Origin of the sequence: Fulvivirga sp. (assembly GCF_040218215.1) — a bacterium.
In the GTDB taxonomy this organism is placed as follows: domain Bacteria; phylum Bacteroidota; class Bacteroidia; order Cytophagales; family Cyclobacteriaceae; genus Fulvivirga.
The window spans coordinates 67,177-88,304 of the sequence record NZ_JAVJQL010000020.1; the positions used below are offsets into that span (position 1 = coordinate 67,177).

Consider the following 21,128-nt stretch of genomic DNA (forward strand, 5'->3'; position numbering starts at 1 on the left):
CCCGGATTCCTGCCTGCCGAGAGGCAAGGTATTCCGGGGTCTCATTGATATGAGGTGCCTGCCTAAGTCGGCAGACAGGCCGGAACAAGTCCGGTAAGAGAAATTCAAAAAGAAAACACAATAACAACAAAATCAATATAGTGTGAAAAAGATAGTTTCGCTAGCCGTATCCTACCCCATTTCCATCCTCATGATGGTGCTGGCCGTAATTTTATTAGGCTCCATCTCCTTTGGAAAATTAGGTATAGAATTATTTCCGGACTTAAAGAACCCTACACTCTTCGTAGAGTTGAAAGTAGGCATCAGGCCACCTTCTGAGGTCGAAAAGCAATTTATAGAAGACATAGAGTCTGTTGCTATCAGGCAGAATGGGGCGGTTGAAGTAAGCTCTATAAGTCAAACAGGTTACGGAAGAGTAACGGTGCAGTATGACTGGGGCAAAGACATGGATGAAGCCTTTCTCGATCTTCAAAAAGCACTGTCCAGCTTCTCATTAAATGATGATATTGATGAATTTGTAATCTCACAATTCGATCCCAATGCCACTCCTATCATGATATTGGGAATTTTCAATCCCAACTCTGATGATCAGGAAGCCTTGCGCAAAGTGGCAGAAAACAACTTCAGAAACGAGCTTATAAGATTGCCTGGCATTGCAGAGGTTAGGCTTTCTGGCGATCAGGAGAAAGAGGTGGTATTGGAAACAGACCCTAATCTATTGGCCGCCTTTGGACTAACGGTAAATGATCTGGTAGCTAAAATTGAGAACTATAACCGTAATGTATCTGGAGGCTATATTGAAGAGCTAGGTAAAAAGTATGTGATCAAAGGATTGGGCATTATTGAAAAGCCGGAGGATTTGGAAGAATTGGTAGTGGGTTACATTACCAGACAAAATGCCGCAGCCAATTCCAGTACAACTACAGCTAGCACAACGCAAAGTGCTGACAATCAATCATCAACCTCTAATCAGGTTCCGGTATTACTGCGAGAAGTAGCCACCCTTAAAATCATGGACAAAGAAGCGAGCAGCATTGTTCGTGTCAACCAGAAAAGAAGTCTGGGGATGTCCATATACAAAGAAACCAAGTACAACACAGTGAATGCAGTTAATGAATTGACTGATGTACTGGAAGACCTTAAGAAATCTGTTCCTGGCTATGAGTTTGTTATCATCCAAAACCAAGGCCGTTTTATTCAAGGTGCTATCGATGAAGTTAAAGAGTCTGGCCTTTATGGTGCATTGTTCGCCATGATTGTCCTCTTCATTTTCTTGAGAAGAATGGGTTCCACACTGATTATCAGTGTTGCCATACCCATCTCCATCATTGCTACATTCAACTTAATGTACTTCAATGGCCTCACACTTAATGTTATGACATTAGGAGGGCTTGCCTTAGGCGCTGGAATGCTGGTAGATAATGCCATTGTGGTAGTAGAAAGCATCTTTAGAAAGCGTGAGGAAGGTTTAAGTGTAGTTGATGCAGCGATACAAGGCACTAGCGAAGTGAGTGGAGCAATCACCGCTTCTACCCTAACCACTATCATTGTATTCTTACCAATCGTATACCTTCAGGGGTCTTCTGGCGAGTTATTTAGAGATCAGGCATGGACAGTGGCCTTTTCCCTTATCTCTTCATTGGTCGTGGCTATTCTGGTGATACCCATGTTGTTCTCCCGAATATTCAGAAAAGATAAAACAGTACTGGAAGTACAGCCATTAAAATTCAAGGCTTACAGAGCACTTTTAGATAGAGTACTGAAACATAGAATAGCTTTTATCATCGCTTCATTTATCATGGTATTTGGTGCTTATCAACTGATCGGCATCATAGGCAGTGAATATATGCCTCAGTCTGGCACAAGAGCTATTTCGGTAGATTTAAGCCTCACTAACGGCACGCCACTATCCAGAACTTCTTCAACAGTAGGCCAGATAGAAAGCCAGTTGTTAGAATTATTTGATGGGCTGTTGGACAAGGTATATTCACATATTGGCCCTGAGCAAAGCCAGTCAGGTATTGAGAATGAGAATGTTTATGATGAGAATAAGGCCAGTCTCAAACTCATCTTTAGGGAAGATGTGGAAATGGATATTGCCAATGTAACTGCGAAGCTCTCCACCTATTTTGAAGGAATCCCAGGCATTGAAGCTACTTTCTCTAATGATGAAAGTGCTTTAAATGCGGTATTGGGTGATGAAGAAATGCCATTGGTGGTAGAAGTTAGCGGTGCTGATTTTGAGGCATTGAGTACGCTATCAGACTCGGTGATGCTAATCATGGGCAGTAATGAGGATGTTTATGAGCCGGTATCCAATTATGAAGAAGGGGTTCCCCAAATTCAGGTGGATGTTGATAAATACAGGGCCGGATTGCTCAACCTATCTATTGATGATATTATCAGTCAGATAAAGGATCAGCTGGAAGGTAAAAATGCAGGAACTATCGAAAGAGGTGGCGAGATGCAGGACATTCAGATCAAAGTGCCTAAAATCTCCATGGCAGATCTCGGGAACATGCGCATTAAGAGTGGAACACGGGAATTTCCATTAGGCGAGGTGGCTAATATCAGTGTTCAATATGCTGCCAATTCTATTTACCGAAAGAACCAAACAAGAATGGTTTCTATCGGTGCCAGGGTCAATCAGGAAAAGGCCTATGATAAGGTGGTTAAGTCAATTGAGGATTCTTTCTCATCACTATCAGTGCCACCACAATACAAAATTGATGTGGCTGGTCAGGAAATCAAGCGGCAGGAGTCTATGGAGAACCTGACATTCTCTTTGATCCTTTCTGTGTTATTGGTTTATATGGTCTTAGCTTCTCAATTTGAGTCGCTCTTGCATCCTTTTACTATCTTGTTAACCATTCCATTGGCAGGTGTAGGTGCGCTCCTCTCCTTCTTTATTTTAGGAATGCCCCTGAACATGATGGCCTTTATAGGAATTATCATGCTTACAGGTATTGCAGTAAATGACTCCATCATTTTGGTGGATAGTATTAATAAAAACAAACTCAACGGTATGCCATTGCGGGAAGCGATTCTTGATGCAGGCCAGCGCAGGTTCAGACCGATAATCATGACGAGTTTAACCACAATACTGGCACTCTTGCCTTTAACCTTTGGATTTGGTGAAAGTGCGGCTTTAAGGGCTCCTATGGCCATAGCCGTAATTGGTGGATTGATAACATCTACCTTACTGACCTTGATTGTTATCCCTTGCTTCTATGAAAGCATTGAAAATATTGTTGCATGGTTGAGAGGTGGCAAAACTGAAAAAACTGCAGTTTCTCATGGGTAAGCAGGGACTATTACATACTATCATTAAGCGTAAGGTACTGATCTCGATGCTCTTCATCGGGTTTTCGGTGATGGGTTATATCTCCTATAACAAGTTGCCCGTTGAGCTTTTTCCTAATGTGGAATTGCCCATTTTGATTGTGCAGGTTGGTGCTACCTCTGAGGTTGATCCTAAATACATGGAGAGCCAGGCCATTGTACCTTTAGAAAGCGTCATCAGCACTTTAGAAGGTGTTGAAGAGATAACAGCCAATGCTGATAGCCGGCAGGGAATGATCTTTATCTCCTTTCAGCAAGGTGTCAATATCAAATATGCCTATCTGAAATTAGAGCAAAAGGTTGGCGCCATTAAATCCCAGCTGACACCAGAATTTGTCGTCAATATTGTGAAAATTGATACCGAGCAATTTACCAACACCTTTATGGATTTGCAGGTGCTCGGAGGAGGTGGTGTAGATCGTGTGCGTAATGTTACAGATCAGTACATTACAGACCGTTTGAACGATGTTGATGGTGTTGGTGGTGTGGAAGTGTTTGGTGGTCGTCAAAAGACCGTAGAGATCATTATGAACGATGCTGTTTGCGAAGCCAATGGCATTACACCCAATACCATCAGCAATGTGCTGTCACAAAACTCCAACAAAAGTGCCTTTGCAGGCCAGGTAGAGCGGGATGGTCAGCGGGTATTTGTTAATGTGACAGCGGAACTCAAAGACATTAAAAACATTCAGAGCCTGGTAGTTTCTGACAAAGGCCCACTCCTGCTCAGCGATGTGGCAGATGTATTCTTTGGGGTTAAAGAGCAAACTTCATTAAGCAGAGTCAATGGAAAAGATGCTGTTTCTATTCGATTGTCAAAAGACACACAAGCTAACCTGATAGCACTTTCAGATAGAACATTAGCAACCATTGAAGCGATTAACAAGGATTTGGAAGCGCTTGATGTCGAGATTGTAGTGCAAAGCAATCAGGCGGAGCTAATGACCAAAAACATTGATCAGATTAAGAACCTGGCCATTACTGGCGGGTTGCTGGCCATCTTTGTATTATGGGTATTCCTAAGAAGGCTCAAGTTCATTCTGAGTATTGCACTGGCCATTCCTATTTCAGTATACACGGCTTTCAATTTCTTTTATGCTGCAGATATTACCATCAATAGTTTAACACTTATTGGTATGGCGCTCGCCATTGGTATGCTGCTGGATAACAGCGTAGTGGTTATTGAAAACATATATCGCCATGTGGTCAATAAAAGGCCAATTACTGATGCTGTTGTTGATGGCACCAAAGAGGTAATGCGCTCTGTAGTGGCTGCTACACTAACAACAGTTACTGTATTCTTGCCATTCATCTTCTCATCAAACTTCCTCGTGACTTTGATAGGAACGCACATAGGCGTGTCCATCATATCCACTTTACTGGTTTCATTGGTAGTTGCACTGGTATTAATTCCAATGTTGGCACATACCGCCATCAGTAAAGATGATCAGCAGAAGGCGCCATTGATTAAAAATGCTTCAATCCGCCAGCGTATCATCCAAATCTACATGGTGGTCTTAAAGTCATGCTTTAGAAGGCCAGCATTTACCGTTATTGGTGGACTAGTGCTATTCTTCGTGACCATAGGCTTGAGTTTGCTTGTTAGTGTTGCCAGTTTAAATGAGGTTGAAAACACTGAAATGAACCTGTTCGTGACTATGCCACAAGGTGCCACTTTGGAATCGACTGATATAAGAACTCGGAAAATCGAGGAAAAGGTAATGGAAATACCTGTGGTTGAAAAAGTGATCAGTCAGGTGTCTGAAGGTGATGCTGTACTAGGCATCACTCTTGTGGAAGGTTTTCTGGATTTAGATACTATTTCAGTTGAAGATGTTCGTGATAAGCTTAACAGCATTGCTGATGATTTCGAAGACCTGGAGATATCAATGGATGAGCCACCAAGGCAAAGAGGTGGTGGACAACGCGGAGCTGCAAGTTCTGCTTCCAGCGATTTTGAGCGGATGTTAGGTATCGGAAGTGCTCAGGAAAGAATCATCATCAAAGGACAGGACTTTGAGCTGATGAAGACCATTGCCAATGATATCAATACTTTTGTCGGCAGCCTTCAATCTATCGATCGAAGCACAGTAAATATTAGCCCTGATCGACCTGAAGCCCATATTCTGTTTGATCAAAAGCGAATGAGCGCCAATAACATCACACAACAGAATGTGGCCATAGCACTAAACGATTTCCAGCCTTCGTTTACTTCAGGGTCAAACTTTGTAAGTGGTGGCGAGGAGTTTGAAATCACTATTCGCACCAAAAACCAGGTAGAAGAATCTGCCAAGGAAATGAAGGATTTGAGGGAAATGCCTATCACCAGCGCATCGGGAAGCAGTCACTCGTTATCTGATGTAGGTTCAGTTATTTACTCTTCAGGAGAAAGTACCATTACCCGACTCAATCAGGAAAAGCGGATTGAAATTACCTATAGTTTTATCGATGAGGTGCTGGCTTCTGAGTCACTATTGGAAGCTTCCAGAGTGGAAATTGATCAGCTGGTAGCAGGGGTCAATATTCCATCAGGGATGGTGGTGGATGTTATTCATGATGATAATCTGTATGATGAATTCTACTTCCTCATCTTCGCTGCGGTGGTCATCATTTTTATGATCCTGGCTGCTGTGTTCGAGTCTTTGTACCTGCCCATAGTCATCATGTTTTCTATTCCTTTGGCAGGCATCGGGGCCTTTTTAGGACTTACCCTTACCGGAAACTCATTATTAAATGCCAATACGTTAATTGGATTTCTGATTTTACTTGGGGTGGTGGTTAACAATGGAATTATCCTTATCGATTATTCACGAATTTTGAGAAGACAAGGCTACAATAAATACCGGGCACTTATTGCCAGTGGTATATCACGTATCAGGCCTATATTAATTACATCAATTACAACTATTGTGGCCATGCTTCCATTGGCGTTGGGTGAAGCAGAGTATGTAGTCAGCATTGGTCAGCCATTTGCAGTTACGGTGATGGGCGGATTGGCATTTGCCACCATTCTTACTCTCATCTATATACCGACCATGAGTGCCGGACTGGAAAGTGTTTTGGACTGGTTTAGAAATCTTAAAACCATAACTAAAGTTACCCAAATTGTCTTGGTTATTGTGGTAAGCGCTTTTATCTATCTACAGATTGAAGGCATGATCTGGCAGATGATCTGGTTTTTTGCAGGCATTATCCTCATTCCAGGAGGCACACACTTTATTATGAGTTCACTGCGGCAAGCAAATGCCAAAATGGTGGCTCCTGATGAAGTAATGCACATAGAAATTCAAAACCTGACCAAAGTTTATGGCCGTGATAAGCGCTGGATAAGGGAATGGAAGGGCAACAAACATTTGTATGAAGAACGAGGTGAAGAACCTATTTCAGTGAAAGCCATATTACAAAACCTGATTTGGCAGGGCGCACTTATTGGCTTTCTGGTATATTTTATCTATTTCTTTCTGGATAAGGCCTTCTGGCAGTTGTTCTTCATGATCTCGCTTCATACCCTGTTGCTATCAATTTATAATGAAGCTACACAGTTGGTGAAGAAAAGGCGCAGACTGGTCAATATTGTTTACCGATTGATCTATTGGGGTTTCCCTGTCATTAGCTCTATGCATATCTATGCAGATATAAATACCAAAGGCCTGGGAGTATTCCTTATCATTTTATGGTTTATAGGGCTGTTTTTGGTACGCATTTCCAACAAGCTGAAGGCTAATCCTGTAAATGTTAATGAAATTACAGGTCGGTTTAAGAAGATCAGAAAGCTGTATTATAAACTAATATTGGCCATTCCTTTTGTGAAGCCTAAGCAGGCACAATTTAAAGCGCTGAAAGGCGTAAGCCTTAATATTGAGCAGGGCATGTTCGGACTGCTAGGACCTAATGGTGCTGGTAAAACCACCTTGATGCGTATTCTGTGCGGCATTATGGATCAAAGTTATGGTAAGATCTGGATCAATGGCCATGATACTACCTTGTACAGAGAAGAGCTGCAAGGGTTGATCGGTTATTTGCCCCAGGCCTTTGGTACCTATGAAAATATGACCCCGTATCAGTTTCTGGACTATCAGGCGATACTAAGAAAAATTACAAATAAAGAAGAACGGGAAAACAGAGTGCAGTATGTGCTAAAAGCTGTACATATGGATGAACACCAAAATAAGAAAATCGGCTCGTTTTCAGGCGGTATGAAGCAGCGGATCGGTATTGCACAGATTCTGTTGCACCTGCCAAAGATCTTGGTGGTAGATGAGCCTACAGCAGGTCTTGATCCACTGGAGCGTATCAGATTTAGAAACTTATTGGTAGAGCTGAGCCGTGAGCGTATTGTAGTATTTTCTACACATATTATCGAAGATATTGCCAGCAGCTGTAATAACCTGGCGGTATTGATCTCTGGTAATATAGAATACATGGGCAGTCCAACTACCATGGCTGAGCTGGCACATAATAAAGTTTGGGAGTTTCATTTAACACCAGATCAGTTTGAAACTGAGAAACTGAACTATCTGATTGTACATCACATGCGTGAAGGCGATCAGATCAGGGTGAAATGTTTGGCTGATGGTCAACCAAGACCTGATGCCACGCAAGTGCGGGCGAATCTAGAAGATGCGTATTTATGGTTAATGAAAAGTAAAAGTAAGAAACCGGTTTTAGAACCGGAGGTTGAAGAAATAGTTTAAGCAGTAAAAACCAAGTTAACGTCATTATGAGCACTTTAATAGTAGGTGATCGTCTTTTATAGTTTTGAGATGCTCACATCTTTTATTCCAAATAATGGCCTAAAAGACTCATAATGATGTTGGTTTTTGCGACAGATGCTAAATTGAATAGATTATGAATAAGAAAACTCACAATTTATCGTCATTACGATCCGCCAGTTGGCGGAGAAGTAATCTCCTGATATGGGTGCATTTCAAATTGTCGCTTAATGATTTTAACATGTCTTGCCTTCAAAGAAGCCTCACCCCTCAAAAAGCTGAGCTTGCGCACAGTTTGAATGCCCTCTCCAACTTGGAGAGGGAGCATTTATGGAGCCAACACGATAGCCGAAGATGGGTGAGGCTTCTGCGAAACATAGGCTTTTACCGCAAAAATCCTGGTTATCAGCCCTATGAAGACAGTTTAAACCAAACTGTCTATAGGCAATTGAGTTGGAGGTCTATTAAAGTATCCTTTATGGCCACAAGGATGCGACAATTTAAAATACACCCACTGATATTGAATGAAGAAAATTGAAAGCATAAATTACGATGCATTTAAAGTCTGAAAGAAAACATAATGAGTACACGTCATCGCGATCCGCCAGTTGGCGGAGAAGCGATCTCTGTCAGTGTTTCTCTTTGATTTAAGGAGATTGCCACTCCGCCAACTGGCGGATCGCAATGACGACAATGTTTTCTTTCAGACTTTAATCTTGTAACAAAATGATAAACAACAATTAAATGAAAAGCTACTTATTGCTATTATACAGGCTCATCACATACAATGTAAAAGTGATCTTCGCTAACAAGTTCATCTACTTTGTGATAGCGGCATTCCTGTTTTTTGGGTTCATCATTATGATTGCAATATTTGATGATCCTAACTTTAATGAAGCCGTAATCTATGGCTTTCTGGTCTTCCCGGGGCTATTGCTGATCTTCTACCCTATGGCATATGGCATCCAGAATGACGATGACTCCAAAATGCTGGAAACCATCTTTGGTATCCCGAACTACCGCTATAAAGTATGGCTGGTGAGGTTTGTACTTACTTTAGGTGTAGCATCGGTCTTCTTGTTCATATTGGGCATTATAGCCAACATCACACTTTACAGGTTCAGCATTTTACCCATGCTTGGCCAGGTGATCTTCCCTATTGCCTTTTTGTCTTCATTGGCATTTATGATCTCCACTAAAATCAAGAATGGAAATGGTACCGCTATAGTTATAGTTATTGTGGCTTTCATCTTCTTTGTTTTTGCTGAACCATTGGAATACAGCGCTTATAATGTTTTCCTAAACCCCTTCTCAGAACCAAGAGATATGAGTGAGTTCATCTGGCTAACGATAATCTTCAAAAACAGGATTTATCTAATGGTAGGCAGTGCATTAAGCTTACTGTATGGGATGTATAATTTGCAGTTTAGGGAGAGGTTTGTTTAGACTTTAATTGACCTATAAGGTTTGGGTCTCAAAGGCTGCAAGTCAATCAAAATGCATACATTTGATTGTAGCTAAGACGAAAAGGTTATTAATCTATATAATTTTCAACACCATCAATTAAATCATCACATACAAAGATCATTTGGTTACAAATATCTTTGAGGCGATCTTTATCCTTTCTAGGTTGTTTTCCGCGAATTTCATTAATCCGACTTGACAGATTATCAAATCTTTTTTCGAACATTGCATGTTGTGCATTGTCTGGCGTTTTATTTGTGTGCAGTAATAGTTTAATTTGAGAAATCAATTCATAAATATCTTCTTTGCTCAAATACCCTCGTTTTACATTATCTCTTACTCTTTGGAAAAATGAAGCCATTGTCTCTCCTTCGATAACCTTCACATTAAACGCCTCTACTTTTACAATTTCACCATCATAAAGAACGGATTTATGCTTAGGTTCTGAAATTTTATTAATGATGACATCCTTAATATTTATCTTATTTGGAGTTTCCATAATTATGTTCTTTTGTGTTTGTGAAGATAATTCAGTCTATTCGATTAGACACAAACTATGTCAAATATGGGTATGATTGATTACATTTTAGTAAGTCTTAATGAGGAATAAAGCATCTTTTTGGGTCAAGTAAAGGCTAGTATTGTTAGATGTTAGAAATGATAGGTATCCTCCGTTCTTCCGTTCTTTTCAGTCTTCCGCAGGATGACTTGAAAGTAATCAATGAATACTAGTGTCTTGGACACGGTTCAGTATACATTTCAAAAATTACAGCATTAGTTTGGCCGTGTCACAGACACTGGATTTCACAGTATGTTTCAAGTGATCTTTCAGAACACTTGAAACAACAAAAACCAATAAGGTTTCTAAAACCTTATAGGTTTAATATTAAACTCCCATCAAATAAAATCCATCCATTACTTGTTCAAAACCACTAGATTTGCCCTTCTAAAAACCTAAAATGAAAAACATATCCATTGCCATACATGGCGGAGCCGGCACCATATTAAAAAGCTCGATGACCCCTGAAAAGGAATTGGCTTATAAAAGCGCACTTCAAAAGGCTTTGGATGTCGGTTATGCAGTTTTGGCGCAAGGTGGCAGTGCCATTGATGCTGTAGAAAAAGCAGTAACCGAGTTGGAGGATTGCCCGCTCTTCAATGCCGGCAAGGGCTCTGTATTTACGGCTGCAGGATCACACGAAATGGATGCTTCTATTATGGAAGGTGAGCATCTCAATGCAGGTGCTGTATCGATAATATCTGGTGTCAAAAACCCAATACAACTGGCCCGACTGGTCATGGATAAATCTGGCCATGTTTTTATGGCAGGAAAAGGTGCCGAAGACTTCGCGCATCAGATGAACTGCCAATTTGAAAATGCAGCCTACTTTCATGATGATTTTCGTTATGAACAGTGGCAGTCAGTAAAAAATACTGACAGTTTTCAACTGGATCATACAGATAAAAAGGAACAGAAATTCGGCACAGTTGGAGCTGTTGCGCTTGACCTTAACGGCAATATTGCTGCCGCTACCTCAACAGGTGGTATGACAAATAAAAAATTTGGACGGGTTGGTGACAGCCCTATGATTGGTGCCGGAACCTATGCCAATAATACGACTTGTGCTGTTTCATGCACCGGTAGTGGAGAATTTTTTATAAGAGGTGTTGTTGCCTATGATGTTTCCTGCCTGATGGAATATAAAGGACTGAGTTTGAAAGAAGCCTGTCAAACTGTTGTCAAGGAAAGACTTGTTAAAATTGGAGGTGATGGTGGCCTCATTGCTATTGACAACAAAGGCAATATCAGTCTTGAGTTCAACACAGAAGGCATGTACCGTGGTCAAAGAAATGGAAATAAGCTCAATGAAGTTGCTATATACAAATAACCATTAAGTCTTATACAAAAGCCTCATGAATAGGCAATACTGAAATTTTTCTGTCGTCCATGGTAAACCTGTCCCCATTAGCCAGAATGTGAGTAGTTAAATTGGACATTGACATTGCCGTACCTACTTTAAGTTTTTTGTGGGAATTATGCGTTAAATTCGTTGGGTCCAACATAAGCACCATGCCTGATCCTATTACTTTAAATTCATTGCCATTCTTAATAATTAATCCTGTATCCTCAGCTAATCCAATACCAATCAAACTTGGGTGAATAGCTACCGCTTCAGCAAGACGACCGAACCTACCTCTGCGAATAAAATGAGTGTCAATAATCATTTCAGGAATCAAACTAAGTCCTTTTTTCATAATTACTGCACCTTTTAACAGGGCTTCCGTGCTACTACCACCTGCTATCATTTCATTAGCCATGGCCATAGCCCCTGCACTGGTGCCTGCAATAACAAAATTCTCATTTTGGTATTTTTTAATAAGTATATCGTGAATTGAAGTCCCTCCTATAACTGAAGCAATTTTTGATTGATCCCCACCAGAAAACATCACGCATTTAGCCTCATTAATTAAAGCGAGGTTCTTAGGTAGTTCACACTGAGAGCGTTCCTTTAATTTCAATACTGTTACATCCGTACACCCTAATTCTGAAAATGCTGCCAGATAATTCTCGCCAACTTTTGTAGGAATACTTGAGGCCGTTGGAATAACCACAATTTTGGCATTTACACCACCACTTTGTTGCACCACATGGTATAGAATGCCTTCAGTAATATAGTCCAGACCATTATTTTCGTGTTTACCCTTCGCTTCATTACCACCTATTGGAATCAATGTTCCCTTTATACTACTCATACCAGTTATTAAATCATTTATATGCACAGCAAAATTGACTATTATTTCTTATTAAAAAATCTATATTTATGTTAAATCGTTGTCCATCTAATTTTAAATAATCCTTTACATGAAAATTCTTGAAATACGCGCCATGAAAGGCCCAAATTATTGGTCTGTGAACAGGCACAAACTTATCGTCATGGTGCTGGATATTGAAGATATGGAGCAGCGACCGACCAATACCATTGACGGCTTTCTGGAAAGGCTGAAGGCTATGTTCCCAACCATGTATGAACACAGGTGTTCAGTAGGTGAGCCAGGTGGTTTTTTTCAGCGTGTTGAAGAAGGCACTTGGATTGGACATGTAATTGAACACATAGCATTGGAAATACAATCAATGGCTGGCATGGAGGTAGGTTTTGGAAGAACAAGAGGCTATGGAGAAGAGGGGGTCTATAATGTTGTGTTTGCCTATACAGAGGAAGAGGTTGGAAAATTTGCTGCTAAGGCTTCTACCAAAATTGCTGAAGCACTGGTTAATAAAACAGAATACGATCTTGCCTCAGATTTACAAGAAATGCGTGAGATCAGGGAGCGTGTAAGGCTTGGCCCAAGTACGGGATCTATTATTGAAGAGGCCGAAGCAAGGGGCATTCCATGGATAAGGTTAAACAAGTACTCGCTTTGTCAGCTGGGCTATGGAGTAAATCAAAAGAGGATCCAGGCAACTGTGACCAGTAATACAAGCAATATAGGTGTTGAAATTGCGTGTGACAAAGAAGATACTAAGTTCCTGTTAGAGCAGGCTGAGGTACCTGTGCCTAAAGGCGAAATTGTTAGAACAGAAGCTGGTCTTAAAGATGCGGTTGACTATATTGGTTATCCTTTAGTAGTGAAGCCCATCAGTGGAAATCATGGCCGGGGAATTACAACGAATATACTTAACTGGGAAGATGCGCTGCATGCCTTCGAAGCAGCAAAGAAAGTCTCGAGCTCGGTAATTATTGAGCGTTACATTACAGGTGAAGACTATCGTTTGTTGGTAATTAATTATAAGCTAGTGGCAGCTGCTTTAAGAACAGCAGCTCATGTTGTTGGTGATGGCAAATCCACCGTGCAGCAACTAATTGATAATGTGAACAAAGATCCTCTAAGAGGGTTTGGTCATGAAAAGGTGCTTACGATGATCGAGGTCAATGATTTGACATTGGGGATATTGGAAGAAAATGGAAAATCACTGGATACGGTCTTGGAAAAAGGCGAGTATTTAAAGTTAAAAGATACGGCAAATTTAAGTACCGGAGGAACCGCAGAGGATGTAACCGACATAGTTCACCCCTACAACATCTTTATGGCTGAACGCATAGCCAGGATCATTGATCTGGACATTTGCGGTATTGATATTATGACCACAGATATAGGACAGCCATTGCCTGAAACTGGTGGTGCTGTTTTGGAAGTAAATGCAGGGCCCGGTTTTAGAATGCACCTCGCTCCTGCTACGGGACTACCAAGAAATGTAGCCGGACATGTTATCGACATGCTTTATCCTCCCGGATCCACCTCAAGGATTCCTATTGTGGCGGTAGCGGGAACCAATGGAAAAACAACTACTACTAGGTTAATAGCGCATATGGCCCGAATGAAAGGCTATAAAGTGGGCTATACTACTACTGACGGTGTCTATATCCAAAACAGGTTATTAATGGCGGGCGACTGTACCGGACCAGCCAGTGCAGAATTTGTACTTAAAGACCCAACTGTGGATTTTGCCGTGTTGGAATCTGCCAGAGGCGGGTTGCTAAGAGCTGGATTGGGTTTTAAAAACTGTGATATTGGTATTGTTACCAATGTGGCTTCCGATCATTTAGGGCTTAAAGGCATTCATACCATTGAGCAACTGGCCAGGGTAAAAGGCGTTATTCCGGAAACTGTTTTTCCTAATGGATATGCCATTTTAAACGCTGATGACGATTTGGTATATGACATGAGAAATAGTGTTAAATCGAATGTGGCGTTATTCTCCTTGAATGAAAACAATGAAAGGATTGTAAAACATGCAAAAAATGGAGGCCTGTCTGCCATCTATGAAAATGGATATATAACTATATGTAAAGGGACTTGGAAAATAAGAGTAACCAAGGCAATAAATGTACCCCTAACCTTTGAAGGCAAGGCCATATTTATGATACAAAATGTCCTTCCGGCTGTCTTAACGGGTTATATTAAAGGATTCTCTATTGAAGATATCAAGGTATCCCTGGAATCTTTCATCCCTTCGCCTGCCCAAACGCCCGGCAGGCTTAATATGTTCAGGTTCAAAAATTTCAATGTACTGCTGGATTATGCCCATAATGCGGCAGGCTTAACAGCATTGAAACAGATGATTGAAAAGATGGATGGCACACCAAAAATAGGGATGATTGCCGGTATAGGTGACAGACGACCAGAGGATAATCATGAAATTGGTGCTGTGGCAGCTCGTATGTTTGATGAGATAATTATAAGACAGGACAAGAACCTTAGAGGGAAGACGGAAAAGGAACTCATAGATATGATCCATACGGGGATCAAAAGTGTAGATCCCGATAAGAAGGTAACTATTATCCCTTCAGAAAAAGAAGCTATCACCCATGCCATTACCAATGCTAAAGATGGATCATTATTGGTGTTCTGTAGTGATGTTGTGCCTGATGCACTGAATTTGGTAATGCAGTTTAAGGAAATGGAGACAAAGGAACTTTACGATTTGTGAGTAAACCCTTTAAAAGCACCTTCATGCTCCTCGATATAAAACAACACTGGAGCCATCAGCTTTTTAACGGTAGCTTCTAAATTAGTAAAGTTAGACTGCGGGATGTGGAGTGGTATTTTATAAAGTCTGTCATCCTTCTTCTCGAACGGACAAGGCACTTTAGATTGATGTAAATAAGGAATGAGCGTTGTGTTGCAGCTTAGAGCTATACGTGCGATGTCATAATCCTCAAAAAGTGTGGTGAGCGTGGTATTAATGTTCTCAAAGAACTCAATGGTCTCAGCTAACCGCACCCTCGATCCAGCCCTTGATTTACCTTTTTTCTTCAAATACTTGATCTGGCTAAAGCCCTGCTTCTTGCGGGTCATATATGCCGAAAAAGTAGTGTGGTATATCATCTGCTTGCCTTCCATAACCACTATTGCCGCATTTCCAGATTCAATACTGAGATACAATACCAGGTTATCATCATCAATGATCTTGAGGCTATCATCAATAACCAGATGAAGCGGTAATCTTAGAAATCCAATGACCTCATGATTATCGTCTTTTAGCTTTATAATATGCTTGCCATAATCATACTCATAAGTGGGCATTTCCTCCTTAATTCGGGTGAAAATCTCCTTAAAAGGAATGTGGAATAAGTTGAGAGACTGCTGCTGCATGATCAGCGAACTTAGTGAAATCTTAGTACAAATTAAGGTGTCTAGCACTTGCCTCTTTCATAAAAGCTCACTCTCCCCGGACCTGTTCCGGGGCCTCCTTAATATTAGGAGACTTCTCACTACACTGCGTTTCGTTTCGAAGTGACGTTAATATATTAGTATTCGTCATATCGATATGAAGTGCAACGGAATGAGATATCTCCCATTCGAGAGCGCAAAACTAATAATACGGAGACTTCTCTCTCCACTGCGCTACTAAGCGAAGTGACGACAACACTTACCTCTTCTTCTTGAATTTATCACCTTTTGTTCTTGGCTTTTTATATTTAGCGGCAAGTTTGACTTTGTACGAACCGCCCATGTTTACCTTTTTGTTCTTATCCAGCTTCTCTGCATCTTCAACTTTTGGAGCAAGTTTGGTATCCCTTCCATATTTTCCCTGGTTGATTTTTGGTCGCTCTTCAGGGATCAATTCATGATTTATCTCAACTTCTTCAGGAAAATCATTCATTGGGATTTCCAGGTTCATCAAGGCCTCAATTTCAATTTTGGCTGTTTCCTCCTTGTCAGTATAAAAAAGTATGGCCTCGCCTTGTTCAGATGCCCGGCCAGTTCTACCTATCCGGTGCATATAGTTTTCCGGGTAAGCGGGCGTATCAAAATTGATAACATGCGAAACCTTCTCAAGGTCGAGCCCCCGGGCGATAACATCAGTGGCTATTAGAATTCTGATTTTTCCGCTTTCAAATTCTTCAACCGTCCTAATCCGGTGATTTTGAGTTTTATTGGAATGTATTATTCCCGACTGTGAACCAAAGGCATCGGCCATTTTTTGAAAGAGCAAATCGGCCATTCGCTTGCTTGATAAGAATACAAGTACTTTTTTGTAGGTGCTTTTATCAGCTAGCAGATGTGTCAATAAATTGAACTTAGTATTGAAATTCTGAACCTGATAGCAACTTTGCCTGATATTATCCAAAGGAGTTCCGCTTAGTGCCACAGTAACTTGAGTGGGCATGCTAAAGAAATCATTGATGAGCTCATTGACATCATCAGTCATAGTGGCCGAGAACATGATATTCTGTCTTTTTGCAGGTAACAAGTCAAAAATATTATTCAATTGTGTGCGAAAACCCATGTCGAGCATCACATCAACCTCATCAATAACGAGTTTTTTACACTCTTTCATAGTAACTGATCGTGCTAACATCAAATCATATAGCCGGCCTGGCGTGGCGACTATGATATCCTGACCTTCTGCCAACGCTTCTTTTTGCAGCCTGATATTCGACTCGCCAAATACACCCAATATTCTAACATTGACATAGGTAGTAAGTTGTTTTATAGTATCCACCACCTGAGTTACCAACTCCCGTGTAGGTACCAAGATCAGCACCCTTGGGTTAAGACTATTTGAGAATTTAAGATCCTGAAGAATGGGCAGTAAATAAGCAATAGTTTTACCAGTACCAGTTTGTGAAATGCCCACAACGTCCTTACCCGAAGCTATGACAGGAAATGCCTGTTCTTGTATCTCAGTAGCACTGTTAAATCCTAAGTCCTCAATTGCATTGCGCAATTGCTTGTTGATATTTAATTGATCAAAACTCATGGTGCAAAGCTAATGGTTTTGAAATCAATGTAGTGTTATAAATGCGATAGGGAGTAAGTTGTGAGACAGACACCGCATGATCATCGAAACTATTGAAAACCAGATTAGGACGGAACAGCGTAACAATACGAATCATCAAGCTGGAAAATTTAGCCTTAAATTACAAAAGCCTGAATTTATCCGGTATCTAGTACCATTCTAAAAGAGATTCCGGATATTTTACTTCCTAGTTAAAAAAATAGGAAGTAAAATTCCGGAATGACATCCACGCTATTACCATATCTTAATGCGCTCCTCTTCAGGCTTATAGTTCTTATCACCAGGCTGCACGTCAAAAGTTTCATAAAATGGTGTGAAATTCATCAATGGGCCATTCACACGCCACATAGCTGGTGAATGCGAATTTGTATTGATGTAGTTACGCATGAATTCATCACGTACTTTTACTCTCCAAATTCTCGCAATAGACATCATGAAACGCTCATCAGGTGTATAACCATCTATTCTGGTGGTATCCTGCCCTTGCTTGGTCAACTTGAAAGCGTCATATGCGATGGAAATGCCACCATTATCTGCAGTGTTCTCCCCAACTGTTAAAGCTCCTTTGACGTGCACACTATCCAATACCGTGAATGTGCTATAGCGATCAATCATCTGCTGAGTTTTGGCTTTAAACTTCTCCAAATCATCCTTCGTCCACCAGTTTTTAACATTACCGTCTTTGTCATACTGACTGCCCCTGTCATCAAAAGCGTGGGTAAGCTCGTGTCCAATCACCATACCTATACCTCCATAATTGATGGCATCATCGGCATTCACATCAAAATAAGGGAATTGTAATATGCCTGCAGGGAAAACAATTTCATTTAATGAAGCCCTGTAGTAAGCCGTGACTGTTGATGGTGTGGTACTCCAAATGTCTTTATCAGGGGCTTTGTTCAATTGATCTGCCTCAAAACGGTAGTCATTCCGTCTCAGCGCCACTACATTTTCAAAGAACTTATCACGATCAATTTTCACATGATAAGTTCTCCAAACATCAGGGTACCCAATCTTTTTGGTAATGGCATAGAGCTTCTCTTTCGCCTTTTGCTTCGTGCTGTCACTCATCCAGTCAAGCTGATCCATTCTGGTTTCAAACGCTTTTTGGAGATTATCAACAAGCTCTTTCACCCTTGTTTTGGCCTCTTCATTGAAGTAACGCTTAACATAAAGCTGACCCAAAGCAAAGCCTAATTGTCTGTCCACCTGCTGCACCATTAGCTGAGCCCTTGTTTTCTGGTCAGACTGACCTAAAAGTACTTTGGTATATTCAAAAGCAGCATCTTCAAAAGGCTTACTTAAATAATCGGCATAATTGGCAATGGCGCTGGCCTTCAGGTAAGTCTTCCAGTCTTCTATTGATACAGAAGATAACATCTCATTCAACTTGTCATAATAAGCAGGCTGACGCATATCCACAGAATCTGCTTCAAGCCCGAGTCTTGATAGCATCTTTGCCCAGCCAATATTAGCATGGTTCTTATTGATGGCTGAAAGCGCCATTTTATTATAATTGGCTTTAATGTCCCTTCTTTCAATGCGGGTTTTATGGGATTTGGCCAATTCCTTTTCAATATCATAAACTGTTTCTGTCAGTTTAGGAGCATCTGCATGGCCTGTTAACTCCAGTAAAGTAGAAATATATTGTCTATAAGCCTTTTGAATCGATAATGTTGATGAATCAGTTTTGAAATAATAATCACGATCTGGCAAGCCCAGGCCCGATTGATTAAAATGTAGAATGTTGATTTCACTATTCTCATTATCAGCAGAAACACTTAGACTAATGATGGAATTGTTCTGTACTTCTATCTCCTCTGTGACAAAACTCATCAGGGAAGGAATATCAGAGATAATATCTATTCTGTTTAACGTTGGCTTGATGGGCTCAAACCCTCGCTGGTTAATAGCTTCCAGATCCATGCCTGATGCATAAAAGTCGCCTACTTTTTGTTCTATACTACCTGCCGGATGTTGTCCTGCTGATACATCTTCCAGAATATTCTCTAACAATACCTTTTGAGGGATATTAAGAAAACTGTAAGAACCCACACCTACCTGATCATCAGCAATTACGGCATTATCATACCACTCTTTGTTGACATGCATAAAGAAGTTATCACCTGGTTTAATGGAGTCATCAATACCATCAAAGGCTAACTTTTCGTTTTTAGGTACTTCTTCAGTAGCTTCTTGTTTGGCGCATGATATGAACACAAAAATGGAGATTGAGAGATAAAGCAGTTTTTTCATAAGTAAGGCTGTTTTGAATTAAAGGTAGGGTAAAATGTGCCTTACGCCAGCCGCTATTACACCACCATCACTTATAGCCTTTAAATGGGGTGATAACTTATTTGGAAGGTTAAATTTCTATAGGTTATTACCAAAAAAATCACCAGAACTAGCCAGTGGCTTTTATTACTTCTGGCGATTGTCAGTAAACCCAAATCCATTTTTATATATTTCTATTTCAAAAGAATAACTTAAAACAACTACACCCATTTCCACTAGTAAGATGAACTTAATATATATTTGTGGCAATAGGTTTTAAGTAGTCTAGCATTCCAAACCCTCAATTCAACCAGCCCCAATGAAAAGAGCCTTAGTAAGGTTTAGAAATAGTCCTTTCAATAAATTTATCAGACGTCATCAAAAATATGGGCCTATATTCTTTTTTATTGTGGGTTTTATATTCGATACGCTAACACTAGGGCGCATCGATGGCTGGTATGTTATGATAGTCTTATGTCTTCATATGCTGCTGCTTACGGCTACTCTTTTTGCTTTCAATTTAATAGATGATGGAAAATGGAAAAACACATGGATTGATAAATATCAAGACTACTTTCCCCTGGCGATTCAATTTTTCTTTGGAAGCCTTTCAAGTGCCTATGTCATCTATTTTTCAAGAAGTGTATCACTTTCAAGGGCAGCTTCATTTTTGGTAATTCTATTAATCTTATTGTTTGCTAATGAAACATTGAAAAAAAGGATATCTAATAAGTATTTGCAATTCAGTGTTTACGCATTCATAAGCTTTACTTTTTTCTCTTTCATGATCCCCGTGTTTATAAAGGAAATGAACAACATTGTTTTCATAATTTCAGGTGCGATTAGCTTAGCCTGTTCTCTTTTTCTTATAACTTCCATTTATAAAACCAGCCCCAGCACTCGTGCAGAAATTAATTTGGGGAAAATGACCGGAATGGTCCTTTTGATATATGTGCTCATCAATACCTTCTATTTCTTCAAGCTGATACCACCCGTGCCCTTAGCATTGGAAAATGGCTTGGTAGCACATGATATAAGGCTTGAAAACAATAGGTATATCATTGATTATGAAGAAGAGGAATCATTAATATTTTGGAGAGATCACAAGTTCGAATTCAGCCATAATCCAGATGATAATGTGTATGTCTTCTCCTCCATATTTGCTCCAACGGAATTAAAAAAATCAATTTTCCACAGATGGAAATGGTATAATAAGAATACAAATGATTGGGAACTTGTTGAAGATATTGGTTATGTAATTGAGGGTGGCCGCGATGGCGGATATCGGGGATATACTTTTAAGAAAAATGTAAAGCCAGGCTTATGGAAGGTTGAAGTAATTACAGAAGAAGAAATGATTCTTGGCGTTATCGATTTTGAAATTAAAACAACCGCCAGCAAGGCTCCAAAAAAATTAAAGCAAAAGGTGTTTTAACGGGTGCATTTCAAATTGTGGCATCCTTTTGGCCATAAAGGATACTTTAATAGACCTCCAACTCATTTGCCTATAGACAGTTTGGTTTAAACTG

12 protein-coding genes are annotated in these 21,128 nt (G+C 40.3%); 6 read left to right on the plus strand and 6 right to left on the minus strand.

All coding sequences use genetic code 11. The features are described from left to right. The first annotated feature begins 142 nt into the window (after positions 1–142). Positions 143–3,304, plus strand: coding sequence for an efflux RND transporter permease subunit (locus RIB54_RS14875; RefSeq protein ID WP_350101632.1), 3,162 nt, complete (start codon positions 143–145; stop codon positions 3,302–3,304). Next, positions 3,297–8,036, plus strand: a complete 4,740-nt coding sequence (locus tag RIB54_RS14880) for an efflux RND transporter permease subunit (protein ID WP_350101634.1) — start codon at positions 3,297–3,299, stop codon at positions 8,034–8,036. The genes RIB54_RS14875 and RIB54_RS14880 overlap by 8 nt, the downstream gene beginning before the upstream one ends. Positions 8,037–8,220: 184 nt before the next feature. Here RIB54_RS14880 and RIB54_RS14885 read toward each other — a convergent pair whose 3' ends face one another. Continuing rightward, positions 8,221–8,382, minus strand: coding sequence for a hypothetical protein (locus tag RIB54_RS14885; RefSeq protein WP_350101635.1), 162 nt, complete (start codon positions 8,380–8,382; stop codon positions 8,221–8,223). 416 nt (positions 8,383–8,798) lie between these two features. On the opposite strand from RIB54_RS14885, the gene RIB54_RS14890 reads away from it, so the two are divergent. Continuing rightward, entirely contained in the window at positions 8,799–9,500 is a 702-nt protein-coding gene (locus tag RIB54_RS14890) for an ABC transporter permease (protein WP_350101636.1), read from the plus strand. Positions 9,501–9,588: 88 nt separating this feature from the next. Here the strand turns inward: RIB54_RS14890 and RIB54_RS14895 are convergent, their stop codons facing one another. Next, the gene (locus RIB54_RS14895) at positions 9,589–10,017 is read right to left on the minus strand and encodes a hypothetical protein (protein ID WP_350101637.1); all 429 of its coding nucleotides are present in this window, start codon (positions 10,015–10,017) and stop codon (positions 9,589–9,591) included. Between the two features lie 460 nt (positions 10,018–10,477). Here RIB54_RS14895 and RIB54_RS14900 point away from each other — a divergent pair, with 460 nt between their 5' ends. Continuing rightward, complete coding sequence (locus tag RIB54_RS14900; RefSeq protein WP_350101638.1) at positions 10,478–11,407, plus strand: isoaspartyl peptidase/L-asparaginase family protein; 930 nt, start codon at positions 10,478–10,480, stop codon at positions 11,405–11,407. Between the two features lie 10 nt (positions 11,408–11,417). On the opposite strand, the gene RIB54_RS14905 is transcribed toward RIB54_RS14900, so the two are convergent. Further along, positions 11,418–12,272 carry a cyanophycinase gene (locus RIB54_RS14905; RefSeq protein WP_350101639.1) on the minus strand — a complete coding sequence of 285 codons (855 nt, stop codon included), beginning with the start codon at positions 12,270–12,272 and terminating at the stop codon, positions 11,418–11,420. A 109-nt stretch (positions 12,273–12,381) separates the two neighbouring features. Here RIB54_RS14905 and cphA point away from each other — a divergent pair, with 109 nt between their 5' ends. Next, complete coding sequence (gene cphA / locus RIB54_RS14910; protein WP_350101640.1) at positions 12,382–15,009, plus strand: cyanophycin synthetase; 2,628 nt, start codon at positions 12,382–12,384, stop codon at positions 15,007–15,009. Here cphA and RIB54_RS14915 read toward each other — a convergent pair. From RIB54_RS14915 to RIB54_RS14925, 3 genes are all read right to left on the minus strand, one after another. Beyond that, positions 14,997–15,674 (minus strand): VLRF1 family release factor, encoded by a 678-nt coding sequence (locus RIB54_RS14915; RefSeq protein WP_350101641.1) that lies wholly within the window; start codon positions 15,672–15,674, stop codon positions 14,997–14,999. The genes cphA and RIB54_RS14915 overlap by 13 nt on opposite strands. A gap of 277 nt (positions 15,675–15,951) precedes the next feature. Next, the gene (locus RIB54_RS14920) at positions 15,952–17,286 is read right to left on the minus strand and encodes a DEAD/DEAH box helicase (RefSeq protein WP_350101642.1); all 1,335 of its coding nucleotides are present in this window, start codon (positions 17,284–17,286) and stop codon (positions 15,952–15,954) included. A gap of 273 nt (positions 17,287–17,559) precedes the next feature. Beyond that, the gene (locus RIB54_RS14925; protein WP_350101643.1) at positions 17,560–19,581 is read right to left on the minus strand and encodes a M13 family metallopeptidase; all 2,022 of its coding nucleotides are present in this window, start codon (positions 19,579–19,581) and stop codon (positions 17,560–17,562) included. 337 nt (positions 19,582–19,918) lie between these two features. On the opposite strand from RIB54_RS14925, the gene RIB54_RS14930 reads away from it, so the two are divergent. After that, positions 19,919–21,034, plus strand: a complete 1,116-nt coding sequence (locus RIB54_RS14930) for a DUF2914 domain-containing protein (protein WP_350101644.1) — start codon at positions 19,919–19,921, stop codon at positions 21,032–21,034. The last annotated feature ends 94 nt before the right edge of the window (positions 21,035–21,128 follow it).